Raw genomic sequence first — 16,049 nt, forward strand, 5'->3', positions numbered from 1 at the left:
TCGGTGCTTCTGATCTCTCGACGTGCCCGAATTCCATGGAAGTCGGGCACGTCGAAATCTTGGGGGAGCAACCATTCGGAAATCATGAACAGTATCCATCGGAATCATTCGCTGTACCGAACGAACGCGCGGCCGCACACTTGACTCGACGCCCGGCCATCCGCCGGCGCCGCCACCAGGCACGCCCGCCCGCGTCCCGCCCCGCTTCCAGTGAAGGACAGTACTGTCGTGACCATGACGAACCTCAGCGCAGCCACCGGCAGCCCGCGCACCGACGACGTCGTCTCCCTCGTCCGCCGCTGGCTCGCCGAGAGCGCGGAGCACCCCGTCGACCCGGCCGCCGAGCGCCTCGCCGGCGTGCTGAAGGACCCGAACGGCCTCGCCTTCACGGTCGGCTTCGTCGACGGCGTCATGCGCCCCGAGGACCTCGGCGTCGCCGGCCGCACGCTCGAGCAGGTGGCGAAGCTCACCCCGAAGTTCCTGCCGTGGTATCTCAAAGCGGCCATCCGGGTCGGCGGCGTCTTCGCCCCCGTGCTGCCCTGGCTCGTCATCCCGATCGCCCGCCGCGTGCTCCGCGCGATGGTCGGCCACCTCGTGCTCGACGCGACCCCCGCGAAGCTCGGCCCCGCCATCGCGAAGCTCCGCGAGGGCGGCAACCGGCTGAACCTGAACCTCCTCGGCGAGGCCGTGCTCGGCGAGCAGGAGGCCGACCGCCGCCTCTCCGGCACCTACGAGTTCCTCGCCCGCGACGACGTCGACTACGTCTCGATCAAGGTCTCCTCCGTCGTGAGCCAGCTCTCGATGTGGTCGTTCGACGAGGCCGTCGCGAAGGTCGTCGACAAGCTCACCCCGCTCTACGAGCTCGCCGCGACGAGCTCGGCCGCCGGCAAGCCGAAGTTCATCAACCTCGACATGGAGGAGTACCGCGACCTCGACCTCACGATCGCGGTCTTCACGGCGCTCCTCGACCAGCCGCAGCTCGCCGAGCTCGAGGCCGGCATCGTGCTGCAGACCTACCTGCCCGACGCGCTCCGCGCCATGCAGGAGCTGCAGGCCTGGGCGAAGACCCGGCGCCAGGGCGGCGGCGCCCCCATCAAGGTGCGCGTCGTCAAGGGCGCGAACCTCGCGATGGAGCAGGTGGATGCCGCGATCCACGACTGGCCCGTCGCCACGTACTCGACGAAGCAGGACTCCGACACCAACTACAAGCGGGTGCTCGACTGGTCGATGACCCCGGAGCGGATCGACGCCGTGCGCCTCGGCGTCGCCGGGCACAACCTCTTCGACGTCGCCCACGCCTGGCTCACCGCGAAGGCCCGCGGGGTCGAGGCCGGCGTCGAGTTCGAGATGCTCCTCGGCATGGCGACGGGGCAGGCGGAGGCCGTGCGCCGCGACGTGGGCCGGCTGCTGCTGTACACGCCCGTCGTGAACCCCGCCGAGTTCGACGTGGCCATCGCCTACCTGATCCGCCGGCTCGAGGAGAACGCGAGCCAGGAGAACTTCATGTCGGCCGTCTTCGAGCTCGCCGACGATCGCGGGCTCTTCGACCGCGAGCACGTGCGCTACGAGCGATCCCTCGCCGCCCTCGAGCCCGAGATCGGCGAGGCGCCCGCGCCGAACCGCACCCAGAACCGGCGCACCGAGTGGGACGGCGACGCGCTCGACGCCGCGCTCGCCCGCCTCGACGCGCCGGCTCCCGGCAGCGAGCACGCCGACGAGGGGCTCACGAACGTCGTGCTCGGCATCACCCGCGGCTCGAGCGGCGCTTCGACGGGCTCGAGCGGCGCTTCGACGAGCTCAGCGGACCAGGCGACGGGCTCAGCGCTCCAGGGGCCGGGGCTCACCCCCGGCTTCCGCAACGAGCCCGACACCGACCCGGCGCTCGCCGCGAACCGCGAGTGGGGCCGGCGCATCCTCGAACGGGTGCCGTCGTCGGAGCTCGGCATCGAGACCATCCGCGCCGCCCGCGTCGACGACGCCGAGACGCTCGCCGAGCTGATGGCCGGCGTCGCGGCGGCCGGCGAGGCCTGGGGGCGGAAGTCCGGCGCCGAGCGCGCCGCCCTGCTGCACCGGGCCGGACTCGCCCTCGCCGCGAACCGCGACCGGCTGATCGAGGTCATGGCCGCCGAGGCGGGCAAGACGATCGCCGAGGCCGACCCCGAGATCAGCGAGGCGATCGACTTCGCGCACTACTACGCCGAGCGCGCCCGCGAGCTCGACCACGTGCAGGGCGCCGTCTTCGTGCCCTCGAAGCTCACCGTCGTCACGCCGCCGTGGAACTTCCCGGTCGCCATCCCCGCGGGCGGCGTGCTGGCCGCGCTCGCCGCGGGCTCGGGCGTCGTGATCAAGCCCGCGAAGCTCGCCCAGCGCTCCGGCGCGGTCATGGTCGAGGCGCTCTGGGAGGCCGGCATCCCGAAGGAGCTCCTCGCCCTCGTCGACGTCGGCGAGCGCGAGCTCGGCACGCAGCTCGTCTCGAGCCCCGAGGTCGACCGGGTCATCCTCACCGGCGCCTACGAGACGGCCGAGCTGTTCCGCTCGTTCCGCGCCGACCTGCCGCTGCTCGCCGAGACGAGCGGCAAGAACGCGATCATCGTGACGCCCTCGGCCGATCTCGACCTCGCCGCGTCCGACGTGGTGAAGAGCGCGTTCGGGCACGCCGGGCAGAAGTGCTCCGCGGCCTCGCTCGTCATCCTCGTCGGCTCGGTCGCGAAGTCCGCGCGCTTCCGCCGTCAGCTCGTCGACGCCGCCCGCTCGATGCGGGTCGGCTACCCGGCCGATGCCCGCACCCAGATCGGCCCGATCATCGAGCCGGCGCAGGGCAAGCTGCTGCACGCCCTCACCCAGCTCGGCATCGGCGAGGAGTGGCTCGTCGAGCCGAAGCAGCTCGACGACAGCGGGAAGCTCTGGTCGCCGGGCATCAGGACCGGCGTGCAGCCCGGCTCGTACTTCCACCTCACCGAGTTCTTCGGCCCGGTGCTCGGCATCATGCACGCGAAGGACCTCGACGAGGCCATCCGCTTCCAGAACGCCGTCGACTACGGGCTCACCGCGGGGCTGCACTCGCTCGACCCGGCGGAGCTCGCGAGCTGGTTCGACCAGGTCGAGGCGGGCAACCTGTACGTCAACCGCGGCATCACCGGGGCGATCGTGCAGCGCCAGCCCTTCGGCGGCTGGAAGCGCTCGGCCGTCGGCGCCGGCGCGAAGGCCGGCGGCCCGAACTACCTGTTCGGGCTCGGCAGCTGGGAGCCGGAGCACGGCCGCCAGTCCTCGACGCTGCACCTGCGCGGCCTCGACAAGCGCATCACCGAGCTCATCGAGGCCTCGCAGTCGGCCCTCGACTACGAGTCGTTCGACGTGCTCCGCCGCTCGGCGCTGAGCGACGCCGTCGCCTGGGCCGAGGAGTACGGCGTCGCCCGCGACGCCTCGCAGCTCGGCGTCGAGCGGAACGTCTTCCGCTACCGCCCGCTGCCCGTCACCGTGCGCATCTCCGACGACGCCGATCTCGCCGAGGGCCTCCGGGTCATCGCCGCGGGGCTCACGGCGAAGTCCCGCTTCGAGGTGTCGACCGCGCTCGAGCTGCCGAAGGGCGTGCGCACCGTGCTCGCCGCCCGCGACGTGCGGATCGCGCGCGAGGACGACGCCGCCTGGCTCGCCCGCATCGCGAAGCGGGGCACGGCGGCGCTCGGTGCAAACCGGGTGCGACTCGTCGGCGGGGATGCCTCGGCGCTCGCGCAGGCGCTCGGCGGTGCGCCCGACGTCGCCGTCTGGGCGCACCCGGTGACGCCCTCGGGCCGGGTGGAGCTGCTGCCCTTCCTGCACGAGCAGGCGATCTCGATCACGAACCACCGCTTCGGCAACCCGACGACCCTGTCGCAGGGCGTGATCTAGGCGCCGGCTCCGAAACCTCCCGAGTTGCCCGATTTTCATGAACGTCGGGCAACCCTGAAGCAGGGGTCAGTCGCGGCCGCGGTTGCGGCGGCGCGTGTGCTTCGGCGCGCGGCCGCCCACGAAGGAGCGGCCCGAGTCGACGACGAAGCCCTGGCGCAGCGCCTCGCGGCCGACGAGCATGCGGAAGCCCATCTCGTCGCGGTTCGTCAGCGTGACCTCGGCGGTCACCTGCTGCCCGAGCAGCACGACGTCGAGCAGCACCACGATGCGCTCGGCGGTGTGCCCCGAGGAGCTGCGCACGAGCCGCCGGTCGTGCACGGGCAGCTCGACCCGCACGTCGTCCTCGTCGGAGCCCTGCCAGGGGCGCACGCCGAAGCGCACCCAGGGCTCGCCGTCCCGTTCGAACTCCTCGAGATCGAAGGCGTGCAGCGCGGAGCTGCGGGCCCCGGTGTCGAGCTTCACCTTGATCCAGTCCACCCCGAGCCCGGGGAGGCTCGCCCATTCGCGCCATCCGGCGATGGTGCTTGAATGGGAACTCGAACTCACTCGTCCATCTTGGCAGGGCACCCAGCATGAAACTCGCGATCCTCTCGCGCGCGCCGCACGCGTATTCCACCCAACGGCTGAGGGCCGCAGCGCAGCAGCGCGGCCATCAGGTGAAGGTGCTGAATACCCTGCGCTTCGCGATCGATCTCGCGGGGCCCGAGCCCGATCTGCAGTTCCGCGGACGGCAGCTGAGCGACTACGACGCGATCCTGCCCCGCATCGGCAACTCGATCACCTACTTCGGCACGGCCGTCGTGCGCCAGTTCGAGCAGATGGACGTCTACACGCCGAACACCGCGAACGGCATCTCGAACGCCCGCGACAAGCTGCGCGCGAACCAGATCCTGTCGCGGCACAACATCGCGCTGCCGCCGACCGCCTTCGTGCGCAACCGCGCCGACGTGCGCCCGGCGATCGAGCGGGTCGGCGGGGCGCCGGTCGTCATCAAGCTGCTCGAGGGCACGCAGGGCATCGGCGTCATCCTCGCGCCGCAGGTGAAGGTCGCCGAGGCGATCATCGAGACGCTGCACTCGACGAAGCAGAACGTGCTCATCCAGAAGTTCATCGCCGAGAGCCGCGGCCGCGACATCCGCGCCCTCGTCGTCGGCGACCGGGTCGTCGCGGCCATGCGCCGCGTCGCGAACGGTGACGAGTTCCGCTCGAACGTGCACCGCGGCGGCACCGTCGAACCCGTCGAGCTCACCCCCGAGTACGAGCAGGCGGCCGTGCGCTCGGCACAGATCATGGGCCTCAAGGTCGCCGGCGTCGACATGCTCGAGGGCGAGCACGGCCCGCTCGTCATGGAGGTGAACTCCTCGCCGGGCCTCCAGGGCATCGAGGCGGCGACGAACCTCGACGTCGCCGGCGCGATCATCGACTACATCGCGAACCAGGTGGCCTTCCCCGAGATCGACGTGCGCCAGCGCCTCACGGTGTCGACCGGCTACGGCGTCGCCGAGCTGCTCGTGCACACGAACGCCGACCTCGTCGGCAAGACGCTCGGGGAGTCCGGGCTGTGGGAGCGCGACATCACGGTGCTCACCCTGCACCGCGGCGCGAACGTCATCCCGAACCCGCGCAAGGGCGTGCTGCTCGAGTCGGGCGACCGGCTGCTCTGCTTCGGCAAGCTCGAGGAGATGCGCTCGATGATCCCCGAGCGCCGCCGTCGGCGCGCGAAGGTGCGGAAGCTCCCGAAGCAGGCGATGCCGACGACCGAGTAGCGGCGGCGCGACGAGGAGCGGCGGCGTCCCGAGGCCGGGCGTCGCTGCGAGACGCGGCATCGCCCGACCGGCCGCTGCACCGCTGCGGGCCGCCGGATCGACTACCCTCGCCTGGTGCGCATCGCGATCGTCGGAGCCGTGCTCACCGTGCTCGGACTCGTCGCGGTGCTCACCGGCGTGCTCCCGCTCGAGGCGGTCGCGGCGCTCGCGGAGCGCTCGGGGCCGATCCTCGGCTTCGTCGTCGCGATGACCGTCGTCGCGGAGCTCGCCGCCGAGGCGGGCGTCTTCCGGGCGCTCGCGGAGCGGCTGGCGCGGATGGCGGGCGGCCGCGCCATCCTGCTGTGGCTCCTCGTCGTGGTGCTCGCGACGGCGTCGACCGTGTTCCTCTCCCTCGACACGACCGCCGTGCTGCTCACGCCCGTCGTCGTCTCGCTCGCCGCGCACGTGCGGCTGCCGCCGATCCCGTTCGCGCTCACGACGGTGTGGCTCGCGAACACGGCCTCGCTGCTGCTGCCGGTCTCGAACCTGACGAACCTGCTCGCCGCCGAGCGGCTCGGGCTCCATCCGCTGCAGTTCGCCGCGCTGATGGCCGCACCGGCGCTCGTCGCGGTGCTCGTGCCCGTCGTCGTCGTGCTGCTCGTCTGGCGGCGGGACCTCGCGGCCCGGTTCGCGCCCGACGAGCCGGCCGCGATCCCGGACCGCCCGCTGTTCTGGACCGCCGTGGGCGTGCTCGTCGCGCTGGTGCCGCTCCTCGTCTCGGGCATCCCCGTGTGGATCCCCGCGACCGCCGCGGCCGTCGTGCTCGCCCTCGTCTTCGCCGCGCGCCGCCCGCGCGTGCTCCGGATCTCCCTCGTGCCCTGGCCGCTCGTGGTGTTCGTGTGCGGCCTGTTCCTCGCGATGGAGTCGGCGCACGAGCTCGGCACGACGGCGCTGCTCGGGGCGTTCGCGGGCACGGGCGAGGGCTCGCTCGAGCTGCTGCGGCTGGCCGGGGCATCCGCCCTCTCGGCGAACGCGATCGACAACCTGCCGGCGTTCCTCGCGCTCGAGCCCTTCGCGGAGTCGCCGCTGCGCACGGCCGCGCTCCTCATCGGCGTGAACGCGGGCGCGATCGTCACGCCGTGGGCGTCGCTCGCGACGCTGCTCTGGCACCAGCGGCTGGTCTCGATGGGCGTGACGATCTCGTGGTGGCGCTACGCCGCGCTCGGACTCCTCGTCGCGCCGCTCACGGTCGGCGGGGCGACGCTGGCCCTGGCGCTCACGGCGGGCTGAGCGCGCGGATGCCGCGGGTGCACCGGGCGCAGGTGCCACGGATGCTCCGGATGCCCCGGGCGTGCACCCGCGAACGACCGTCCGGGCGTCAGCCGTGCAGTGCGGCGTCGACGATCGCGCGCGCGTCCTCGGCCTCGACGCCGACGCGGCGGGCGAGCGCCGCGTAGTCGGCCGCGGCCCGCTGGAGCGCGCGCCGGCCCGCGTCGCCGTGCTCGGCGATCACGGTGCCGTTGCGGCCACGGGTCTCGATGACGCCGTCGCCCTCGAGCGCCCGGTACGCCTTCGCCACCGTGTTGGTCGCGAGGCCGAGTTGCTCGGCGAGCGCGCGGACGGTCGGCAGCCGGTCGCCGGGGGCGAGTCGACCGGACTGCACCGCCTCGACGACGGCGGCGCGCAGCTGCTCGAACGGGGCGGTCGCCGCGTCCGGGTCGATCGTGAGCGACAGGCCGGCGCCGGGCTCCGACATCGCGCGCCCGCTCAGTCCCGCACCCGGTTCACGAGCCGCGACAGCACGATCGCGCTGCGGGTGTGGTCGACGTTCGGGGCGATCCGCACGCGTTCGAGCGCGTCCTCGAGGGAGGCGATGTCGCGTGCGCGGATCTGCACGATCGCGTCGGCGGAGCCGGTCACGGTGCCGGCGTAGACGACCTCGGGCACCTCCTGCAGGATGCGCTTCAGCTCCTCTGGGGCGACGGTGCCTCGGCAGAACAGCTCGACGTACGCCTCCGTGGACATCCCGTCGACCGTCGGGTCCACCTGGATCGTGAACGATCGGATGACCCCCTCGGCGACGAGCTTGTCGACGCGGCGCTTCACCGCCGAGGCCGACAGCCCGACGGAGGAGCCGATGTCGCCGTAGCCGGCGCGGGCGTTCTGCCGCAGAAGATCGAGGATCGCTCGGTCCAGGTTGTCCATGGAACGCGAGTGTACGCGGGACCGTTGCGTGCCGTCGCGCGGTCGCGCGCGAATCCTGCGGGTCGTTGCGGAATCGTTCGCAAACGGGGCACATCACTCCCCGGGTTGCCCGACTTTCATGAAATTCGGGCAACCCTGGTCGAGCGAACCGGCGTGCCCGGGGCAGGGGGGCTCAGGCGGGGGCGACCGCGGCGCGGCGGGTGCGCAGGCCGTCGAGCAGGGCGCGGATGCCGAGCTCGAACGCCGCGGCGGCGCTCGTCGACGCCTCGTACTCGGGGGCGAGCGCGGCGTGCACGCGCGCGAGCTCCGCGGGCACGGAGGCCTGATCGAGCATGTCGCTCGGGGCGACGATGTCGAGGGCGGAGCCGAGCACGTGCGCCTCGACGGTGCGCATCACGGCGACGGCGTCGTGCATCGGCCAACCGGCCTCGATGAGCGCCCCGATGACGTCGTCGTAGATCTCGAACGTCGAGATGTCGCGGATGGGCGTGGTCGCGAGGATGCGGATGAGGTTCGGGTGCGCGGCGAACGCCCGGAGGTAGGAGCGCGCCCACGCCTCGAGCGCGACGTCCCAGGGCTGCACCGCGAAGGCGGAGGTGTCGATGTCCTCGACGATGCGCGCACGCACGAGCTCGATCAGCTCGTCGCGGCTGCCGACGTGGTTGTAGAGCGAGGAGACCTGGCGGTGCACGCGCGAGGCGAGCGTGCGCATCGTCAGCGCGTCGCTGCCCTGCTCGTCGACGATCGCGAGGGCGGCGGTGATGATCTGCTCGCGGTTCACGGTCGGCATCGAGGCATCCCCCCTTCCCTGAGCCCTGCCGAGAGTGTAGCCTCTCTACACCCACACGAACAGTGTTCGTATGAACGCTGTTCGTCCGAGTGAAAGCAACGGTGCATGACGGCCATCCACTTCTCCGGCGGAACGATCTGGCGCGGCGCGGGCGAGGCCCCGGCCCGCTCCCTCCTCGTCGACGACGGCGTGATCGTCGCGCTCGACGAGGCGGCGGATGCCGCGGCCGAGGGTGCGGAGCGGGTCGAGCTCGACGGCGGATTCCTGATGCCCTCGTTCGGCGACGGCCACGCCCACCCGTTGTTCGGCGGCCTCGAGGCCGAGGGGCCCGCCGTGCGCGGCTGCACCTCCGTCGACGACATCGTCGCCGCCGTGGCCGAGTACGCCGCGGCGCACCCCGAGGAGGAGTGGATCTTCGGCGCCTCCTACGACCCGAGCCTCGTCGAGGAGGGCCTTTTCGACGCCCGCTGGCTCGACGCCGCCGTGCCCGACCGCCCGGTCGTGCTGCGCGCCTACGACTACCACACCGTCTGGGTGAACTCCCGGGCGCTCGAGCTCGCGGGCATCGGCGCCTCGACGCCCGACCCCGTGCTCGGCGAGATCACCCGCCGCGCCGACGGCAGCCCGCTCGGCACGCTCCGCGAATGGGGCGCCGTCGACCTCGTCTTCGACGCCGCCCCCGTGCGGCCCGCCGAGCAGCGCATGCGGGCCATCGTGCGCGCGGGCGAGTACTACCTCGCCCGCGGGGTCACCTGGGTGCAGGATGCCTGGGTCGAGCCCGGCGACGTCGACAGCTACCTCGAGGCGGCGGAGCGCGGCATCCTGCCCGTCCGCTTCAACCTCGCCCTCTACGCCGACCCGCGGCGCTTCCCCGCGCAGCTGCCCGCGATGCGCGAGGCGCGCGAGCGGGTCGACGCGCTCGGCTCGCCCATGCTCACCGCGCACACCGTGAAGTTCTTCGCCGACGGCGTGATCGAGTCGGAGACCGGTGCGCTGCTCGAGCCCTACTGCTCCGCGCTGCACAAGCACGGCATGTCGGTCTGGGAGGGCGAGTCGCTCGCCGAGGCGGTGCGCGCCGTCGACGCCGCCGGCTTCCAGGTGCACATCCACGCCATCGGCGACGCCGCCGTGCGCCAGGCGCTCGACGCGATCGAGGGCGCCATCGCCGCCAACGGCCCGCGCGACCGCCGCCCGGTCATCGCGCACGCCCAGCTCGTCGACGACGCCGACCTCGACCGCTTCGCCGAACTCGGCGTGATCGCCTGCATGCAGCCGCTGTGGGCCCAGCTCGACGGGCTGATGACCGTGCTCACCGTGCCCCGACTCGGTCAGGAGCGCGCCGACCGGCAGTACCGCATGGCCTCGCTCGAGGCATCCGGCGCCGCGCTGTCGTTCGGCTCCGACTGGCCCGTGAGCTCCGGCGCACCGCTCGACGGGCTCGCGATCGCCGTCTCGCGGCAGACCGCCGACGGCGTGCCGGCCGGCGGCTGGACCCCCGCCGAGATCCTCGACGCCGCGATCGCCTTCGACGCCTACTCGTCCGCCGTCGCCCACCAGGGCTTCGCCGACCTCGCCGCCGCCCCCTGGGGGCGCATCGAGCTGGGCGCGAGCGCCGACTTCGTCGTGCTCGCCGCGGACCCCAGGCAGCTCGCCCCCGCCGAGCTGCCCGCCCTCGCCATCCGCTCCACCTATCTCGCAGGAAGCCCCCGATACCGCGGCGCAGCGTAGCGCCGCACCACGAAAGGAACCCGGCCATGTCCCAGGCTTCGCCCCACGATCCGCTGATCTCGGCGACCACCGCCACCGCGCAAGTCACGGAGGGCCGCTTCAAACGCGTGCTCGGCGTGCCCTCGCTCGTGCTCTTCGGCCTCGTCTACATGGTGCCGCTCACCGTGTTCACGACCTACGGCATCGTCACCCAGGTCACCGGCGGCCGAGTGCCCGTCGCGTACCTGATCACGCTCGTCGCGATGGTCTTCACGGCGCGCTCCTACGCCAGGATGTCGGTCGCCTACCCGTACGCCGGCTCGGCGTACGTGTACACGCAGCGGAGCTTCGGCGGCGCGGTCGGCTTCCTCTCCGGCTGGGCGCTGCTGCTCGACTACCTGTTCCTGCCGATGATCAACTACCTGGTGCTCGGCATCTACCTCTCGGCGTCGTTCCCGGGCATCCCCGCGTGGGTGTTCGTCGTCGCCGCGATCGCGCTCGTCACGATCCTGAACGTCGTCGGCATCGTCTCGGTGAACCGGGCGAACTTCGTCATCATCGCTGTGCAGACGATCTTCATCGTCGTGTTCGTCGCGCTCGGCTTCTCGACCGCGGCCGGCAACGGGGTCGACCCGCTGCTGCCGTTCCAGGGCGACGGCACCGTCGACGGCTTCGGCGCGCTGTTCGCGGGCGCCGCCATCCTGTGCCTCTCCTTCCTCGGCTTCGACTCGGTGTCGACGCTCGCGGAGGAGGCGAAGGACTCGAAGCGCACCGTTCCCCGGGCCATCATGATCACGACGATCAGCGCGGGCCTCGTGTTCGTGCTGCTCTCCTACGTGGCGCAGCTCGTGTTCCCCTCGAACGACTTCACCTCGGTGGACGCCGCGGGCGTCGACGTCGTGAGCGCCGCGGGCGGGCAGTGGCTGTCGACCTTGTTCATCGCGGGCTACGTCGCGGGTGCGACCGGATCGGCGCTCACCTCGCAGGCCTCCGTCGCGCGCATCCTGTTCGCGATGGGCCGTGACGGCGTGCTGCCCCGCCGGGTGTTCGGCCACTTGAACAAGCGATTCGGCACGCCGGTCGTCGCGATCCTCATCGTCTCGGCCATCTCGCTCCTCGCCCTCGTCTTCGACCTCACCCTGCTGAGCGAGATGATCAGCTTCGGCGCCCTCATCGCCTTCTCGGTGGTGAACCTCTCGGTCGTGAAGCACTACTTCCTGGACGGCAAGGAGCGCACCGGTCTCGGCGTGCTGAACAACCTCGTGCTGCCGCTCATCGGCTTCGCGCTCACGGTGTGGCTGTGGACGAGCCTCTCGGGCCGCACCTTCATCATCGGCCTGTCGTGGCTCGCGCTCGGCGTCGTCATCCTCGCGATCGTGACGCGCGGCTTCCGCCGGCCGACGCCGATGCTCGACCTGAAGGAGTAGGACTCGCACTCCCGCCGGGGTTGCCCGACTTCCAGGGAAGTCGGGCAACCCTGGCGGAGCGGCGTGCGCGCAGGGGGCAGAGGGGCCGTCGGTGCCCGGGCAGAGGGGCCGTCGGTGCCCTGGCAGACCGTAGGCTGGCGACATGACCCTCGACTCCCGCGCACGCCTGGGCGTGCAGCTCCAGCCGCAGCACGCCGAGTACTCCGCCATCCGCGACGCCGTCCTGCGCGTCGAGGACCTCGGCGCCGACGTCGTCTTCAACTGGGACCACTTCTACCCCCTGTACGGCGACCCCGACGGCCTGCACTTCGAGGGGTGGAGCATGCTCGGCGCCTGGGCGGAGCAGACCGAGCGCATCGAGTTCGGCACGCTCGTGAGCTGCAACTCGTACCGCAACGCCGACCTGCAGGCCGACATGGCGCGCACCCTCGACCACGTCTCGGCGAAGGGCGGCACCGGCCGTTTCATCTTCGGCACGGGCGCCGGGTGGTTCGAGCGCGACTACGACGAGTACGGCTACGAGTTCGGCACCCCGGGCACCCGGCTCGCCGCGCTCGCGGAGGCGCTGCCGCGGGTGCGGGCGCGCTGGGCGAAGCTGAACCCGGCGCCCACCCGCGACATCCCCGTGATGATCGGCGGCAAGGGGGAGCGGAAGACGCTCCGCATCGTCGCCGAGCACGCCGACATCTGGCACTCCTTCGTGCAGCCCGACGAGCTCGGCCACAAGCTCGACGTACTGAAGCGCTGGGGCGACGAGGTCGGCCGCGACGTCTCGGAGATCACCGTCTCGAACGAGCTCGACCGCGCCGGGCAGGACGTGGAGCACGCCGACGCGCTGTACGACGCCGGCGTGCGGCTCTTCACGATCGGCGTCTCGGGCCCGGACTACGACCTCGCGCCGGTGCGGCGCTGGATCGAGTGGCGCGACGCGAAGAACGCCTGAGCGCGGCCGGCCCGGCCGGCGTGCCCGGCCCGGCCGGCTCAGCGCGGGCCGGCCGGCTCAGCGCGGGTGGCGCCCGGCTCGCTAGAGCAGGGGGATGCCGAGCTGCACCGTGCCGTCGGCGAACCAGGTCGCGCGCAGCGTGATGAGCCCGTTCTCGACGGCCGGGTCGTTCGTGCCGATGTCCATCGTGAGACCGTTCGGCGGGAAGCGGCCGCCGTTCGTGCAAGTCGATCCGCCGCCGCCCATCCGCTCCCACATCACCGCGAGGCAGAGCTCCCGGCCGTCCGTGCTGCGCGCGCCGTAGGCGGTGACCCCGCTCTCGGCGGAGCCGATGCGACGCAAGGTGTCGCGGTCGATGCCGGACTCGGCGTCGAAGATCGCGGGGCGGTCGTCGAAGTCCGCGGCCCGATCGAGCGCCGCCTCCGCCCCCGAGCCGGCGACGGGGCTGCCGAGCCCGCCGCTCGCCATCGCCGCGCGCGAGAGCTGCCAGCCGGCGAGGCCGCCGAGCAGGAGCGCGAAGACCGCGGCGGATGCCGCGACGAGCAGCGTGCGGGAGCGGTACCAGGGGTGGCGGGAGGCGGGGTCGGTCGCGCCGGTCGCGGTTGTCGCGGTCGCGGTGGCGGATGCTGCGGGGCCGGCGCCGGCCGCGGTCCCGGGAGCGGCCGAGGCATCCGACGCGCCCGAGGCATCCGGCGCTGCCGGGGCATCCTGGGCCGCTGACGCATCCCGTGCGGCCGCGCCGCTCGGCGGTGTCGGCTCAGTGAGCTCGAGCGCAGCGAGCTCGCGCTCGGCGGCAGCCCGCTCCTCGGCGTTCGCCCCCGCGCCGTAGACGAGGCGTTCGAGTTCGGCGCGACGCGAGCCGGGGCGGGGAGCGTCGTCGGGCTGCGGCATGCGGACTCCGATCTCCGGCACTCGCCGGTCGCCCCAGCATGCCGTATCCGCCGCCTCAGTCGAAGTCGGCGCTACGCTCGGCACAACATCCGCGCTCGAGAAGGAGCCGTCATGACCCCTGAGATCAACTACTGGGCCGTCATCCTCGCGACGCTGTCGAGCATGGTCGTGGGCTCGATCTGGTACACGCCGAAGGTCTTCGGCACCCGCTGGGCGAAGCTCGCGAAGGTCGACCTCGACGGGGCCGCCTCGAGCGCCGTCGGCGCCATCCTCGTGACCGTGCTCGTGAGCTTCATCACGGCCTGGGTGCTCGCGGGCGCCACGGCGATCGCGTGGCACTTCTACGGCGGCAACTTCCTCCTCGGCGCACTGCTCACCGCGGGCGCGCTCTGGGCCGGGTTCACCGCCGCCCGATTCATCACTCACGACGCCTTCGAGGGCCGGCCGCCCGCGCTCACGACGATGAACATCGCGCACGAGCTCGTGACCGTGCTCGTGATGGCGCTCATCATCGGCGTCTGGCCGCCCGCGGGCACGGTGTAGCGCGCCCGCACGCGAGCACGGTGTAACCCGCGCCCGCCCGCCAACCCGAGTTGCCCGACTTCCATGGAAGTCGGGCAACTCGGGTTCTGGGCGCGGGCCCCGGCTCAGCGCAGCTCGGAGCCGAACTCCAGCGCTTCGACGAGCGGGCGCACGGCACGCTCGAAGCCGCGGTCCACGAAGTAGTCCTTCACCCGGTCGCGCTGCAACTCGTTGCCGATCGCGGCCAGGATCATCGACTGGTCGAGGCTCAGGTAGCGCTCGGCCACCGTGCCGCTGCCGACGGCGACGGCGTCGTAGAAGCCGCCCGGACCGTAGGCGCCGAGCTCCTCCTTCAGCCCGGCGAGGTCGGCGAGCGCCTCGTCCTTCGCGTACGGCAGCGCGAGGAACGCCGCGTGCGGCGTCACCACCCCGTCGCCGAAGTCCGGCTCGGGGTTCGTGGCCTCGCGGCATCCCTCGTACCCGGCATCCACGTTCGTGCGCTCGACATCGCTCGCATAGCCGTCGGCGCTGATGCCGATCGCCTCGACGCCGTACTCGCGGTACTCCGCGAACGGGTCTGAGGCGGGGGAGAAGCCCCAGTAGCCGTAGCCGGCCTCCTCCATGCCGTGCTCGATCTGCGCGCGCACCGTCGCCTCGTGGTTCACCGCCCAGGAGTCCTCGCCCCACTCGGCCTCGGGGATGAAGAGGTCGGGCATGAGCGCCTCGAACATGCTGCCGCCCCAGGCGGGCACGAGCTTCATGCCGCGGTACTCGTACACGCCCTCGTAGACCGGTACGCCGAGGTACTCGCGCCATTCGCCGTTGGGCTTCTGCTCCTGCCAGGCGTAGTCGCAGCCGCGATCGGGCATCGTGCGGAGCGTGCCGTAGTAGGACTCCGGCGGGATCTGCCCGTTCGCGATGCCGAGGTAGGTCGCGATGCGCGCCTCGCTCACGGTCGTGTCGTACCAGTGGCACGTGTAGTACACGTCGGGGCCGTCGTCGCCGTAGTTGCCGGGCACCGAGCAGCCGGGCGGCGGCTCGACCCAGAAGCCGCCGCGATTGATGCCCGCCTCGGGGGTGGCCGCGAGGTCGTGGAACCAGCCGAAGTCCATGCTCGCGTAGAGCGCGTCGGCCTGCTTCGCGAGGCGCGGCTCGGCGTCGGCGACGATGCGCAGGGCGGCGGCCAGCCAGCCGTTGTCGACGGTGGAGAGGAAGGGATGCACCGCGCTGCCGTCGGTCGGCCAGCTGGTGAGCTTCGAGCCGTCGGCGGGGGAGTACCAGTTGTAGTACATGCCGCTCGGCTCGTGCCGCTCCATGCTGGCGAGGGTCGTGAGGGTGCGGGCCATCCGCTCGCGCGCCTCGCCGCGGGAGATCAGTTTCAGGTCGCGGGCGACCACGGTCGACCAGAGCGAGCCGCCGATGTTCGTCGGGCTCGTGTACCCGCTCGGCGCGGTCAGCTCGCCGTCGATGTGGTCGGCGACGAGCCCGGTGCCCTCGTCGGTCATGGCGGCCATCGACGTCCAGGTGTCGGCGGCGTAGCGCAACAGCGTGTCGCGTTCGCCGCCCTTCCCACCGCCGGTGCCGCCGGCGTTCGCGGCGGTCGCGGGGACGAGCAGTGCGATCGCGAGCGCCCCGCCGAGCAGGGCGCGCAGTCTCGTTCGCATGGGAACTCCTTCGTTCGTTCGGACGGGACGAAGGGCAGCCTCTCGTTAAAACCGAACAAGTGCAAGGTATTTGAGACGAGTGGCGGGTGGTGCGTGGTGCGGCCGCGCGCGGCGCGCGGCGTCCGGGTCGTCGGGACTCTCGGGACTTTCGGCGAGTCGCACGACGGATGTCGCGGCGCGCGGGCGCCGCACGGCGTGCCGCCCGGATCGTCGTGCAACTCGCAGGCGGCGGGGCCGCGGGCGGGTGGGGTGGGCGGCGGGTGCGGG

Annotated in this window: 13 protein-coding genes; 7 read left to right on the top strand and 6 right to left on the bottom strand. The window is 72.3% G+C overall.

Features of this window, described 5'->3' with window-relative positions; translation table 11 throughout:
* Positions 1 to 234 precede the first annotated feature (234 nt).
* Positions 235 to 3,888 (top strand): proline dehydrogenase family protein, encoded by a 3,654-nt coding sequence (locus ROT00_RS17845; RefSeq protein WP_404776385.1) that lies wholly within the window; start codon positions 235 to 237, stop codon positions 3,886 to 3,888.
* 66 nt (positions 3,889 to 3,954) lie between these two features.
* Here ROT00_RS17845 and ROT00_RS17850 read toward each other — a convergent pair whose 3' ends face one another.
* Positions 3,955 to 4,434 (bottom strand): ATP-dependent zinc protease family protein, encoded by a 480-nt coding sequence (locus tag ROT00_RS17850; protein ID WP_404776386.1) that lies wholly within the window; start codon positions 4,432 to 4,434, stop codon positions 3,955 to 3,957.
* Positions 4,435 to 4,460: 26 nt separating this feature from the next.
* Here ROT00_RS17850 and ROT00_RS17855 point away from each other — a divergent pair, with 26 nt between their 5' ends.
* Both ROT00_RS17855 and ROT00_RS17860 read left to right on the top strand, forming a co-directional pair.
* Positions 4,461 to 5,654 carry a RimK family alpha-L-glutamate ligase gene (locus ROT00_RS17855; protein WP_404776387.1) on the top strand — a complete coding sequence of 398 codons (1,194 nt, stop codon included), beginning with the start codon at positions 4,461 to 4,463 and terminating at the stop codon, positions 5,652 to 5,654.
* Between the two features lie 114 nt (positions 5,655 to 5,768).
* On the top strand, positions 5,769 to 6,923 hold the full coding sequence (locus ROT00_RS17860) for an SLC13 family permease (protein ID WP_404776388.1): 1,155 nt from the start codon (positions 5,769 to 5,771) through the stop codon (positions 6,921 to 6,923).
* An 88-nt stretch (positions 6,924 to 7,011) separates the two neighbouring features.
* Here ROT00_RS17860 and ROT00_RS17865 read toward each other — a convergent pair whose 3' ends face one another.
* The 3 genes from ROT00_RS17865 to ROT00_RS17875 all read right to left on the bottom strand — a co-directional run bounded on the left by ROT00_RS17865 (position 7,012) and on the right by ROT00_RS17875 (position 8,628).
* Positions 7,012 to 7,389, bottom strand: a complete 378-nt coding sequence (locus tag ROT00_RS17865) for a GntR family transcriptional regulator (protein ID WP_404776389.1) — start codon at positions 7,387 to 7,389, stop codon at positions 7,012 to 7,014.
* A gap of 11 nt (positions 7,390 to 7,400) precedes the next feature.
* Positions 7,401 to 7,838, bottom strand: a complete 438-nt coding sequence (locus tag ROT00_RS17870; RefSeq protein ID WP_189085248.1) for an Lrp/AsnC family transcriptional regulator — start codon at positions 7,836 to 7,838, stop codon at positions 7,401 to 7,403.
* A gap of 172 nt (positions 7,839 to 8,010) precedes the next feature.
* Entirely contained in the window at positions 8,011 to 8,628 is a 618-nt protein-coding gene (locus ROT00_RS17875) for a TetR/AcrR family transcriptional regulator C-terminal domain-containing protein (protein ID WP_404776390.1), read from the bottom strand.
* Between the two features lie 105 nt (positions 8,629 to 8,733).
* On the opposite strand from ROT00_RS17875, the gene ROT00_RS17880 reads away from it, so the two are divergent.
* From ROT00_RS17880 to ROT00_RS17890, 3 genes are all read left to right on the top strand, one after another.
* Positions 8,734 to 10,356 carry an amidohydrolase gene (locus ROT00_RS17880; protein WP_404776391.1) on the top strand — a complete coding sequence of 541 codons (1,623 nt, stop codon included), beginning with the start codon at positions 8,734 to 8,736 and terminating at the stop codon, positions 10,354 to 10,356.
* Between the two features lie 26 nt (positions 10,357 to 10,382).
* On the top strand, positions 10,383 to 11,762 hold the full coding sequence (locus tag ROT00_RS17885) for an APC family permease (protein ID WP_230765484.1): 1,380 nt from the start codon (positions 10,383 to 10,385) through the stop codon (positions 11,760 to 11,762).
* A 142-nt stretch (positions 11,763 to 11,904) separates the two neighbouring features.
* A complete protein-coding gene (locus ROT00_RS17890; RefSeq protein WP_404776392.1) occupies positions 11,905 to 12,705 on the top strand; it encodes an LLM class F420-dependent oxidoreductase in 801 nt (266 codons plus the stop codon).
* 81 nt (positions 12,706 to 12,786) lie between these two features.
* Here the strand turns inward: ROT00_RS17890 and ROT00_RS17895 are convergent, their stop codons facing one another.
* On the bottom strand, positions 12,787 to 13,596 hold the full coding sequence (locus tag ROT00_RS17895; RefSeq protein ID WP_404776393.1) for a hypothetical protein: 810 nt from the start codon (positions 13,594 to 13,596) through the stop codon (positions 12,787 to 12,789).
* A gap of 111 nt (positions 13,597 to 13,707) precedes the next feature.
* On the opposite strand from ROT00_RS17895, the gene ROT00_RS17900 reads away from it, so the two are divergent.
* Entirely contained in the window at positions 13,708 to 14,139 is a 432-nt protein-coding gene (locus ROT00_RS17900; protein ID WP_251204852.1) for a DUF1761 domain-containing protein, read from the top strand.
* A 104-nt stretch (positions 14,140 to 14,243) separates the two neighbouring features.
* Here ROT00_RS17900 and ROT00_RS17905 read toward each other — a convergent pair whose 3' ends face one another.
* Positions 14,244 to 15,782, bottom strand: coding sequence for a glucoamylase family protein (locus ROT00_RS17905; protein WP_404776394.1), 1,539 nt, complete (start codon positions 15,780 to 15,782; stop codon positions 14,244 to 14,246).
* Positions 15,783 to 16,049 lie beyond the last annotated feature (267 nt).

It is taken from the genome of Agromyces mediolanus (assembly GCF_044917495.1).
Classification (GTDB): Bacteria; Actinomycetota; Actinomycetes; order Actinomycetales; family Microbacteriaceae; genus Agromyces; species Agromyces mediolanus_B.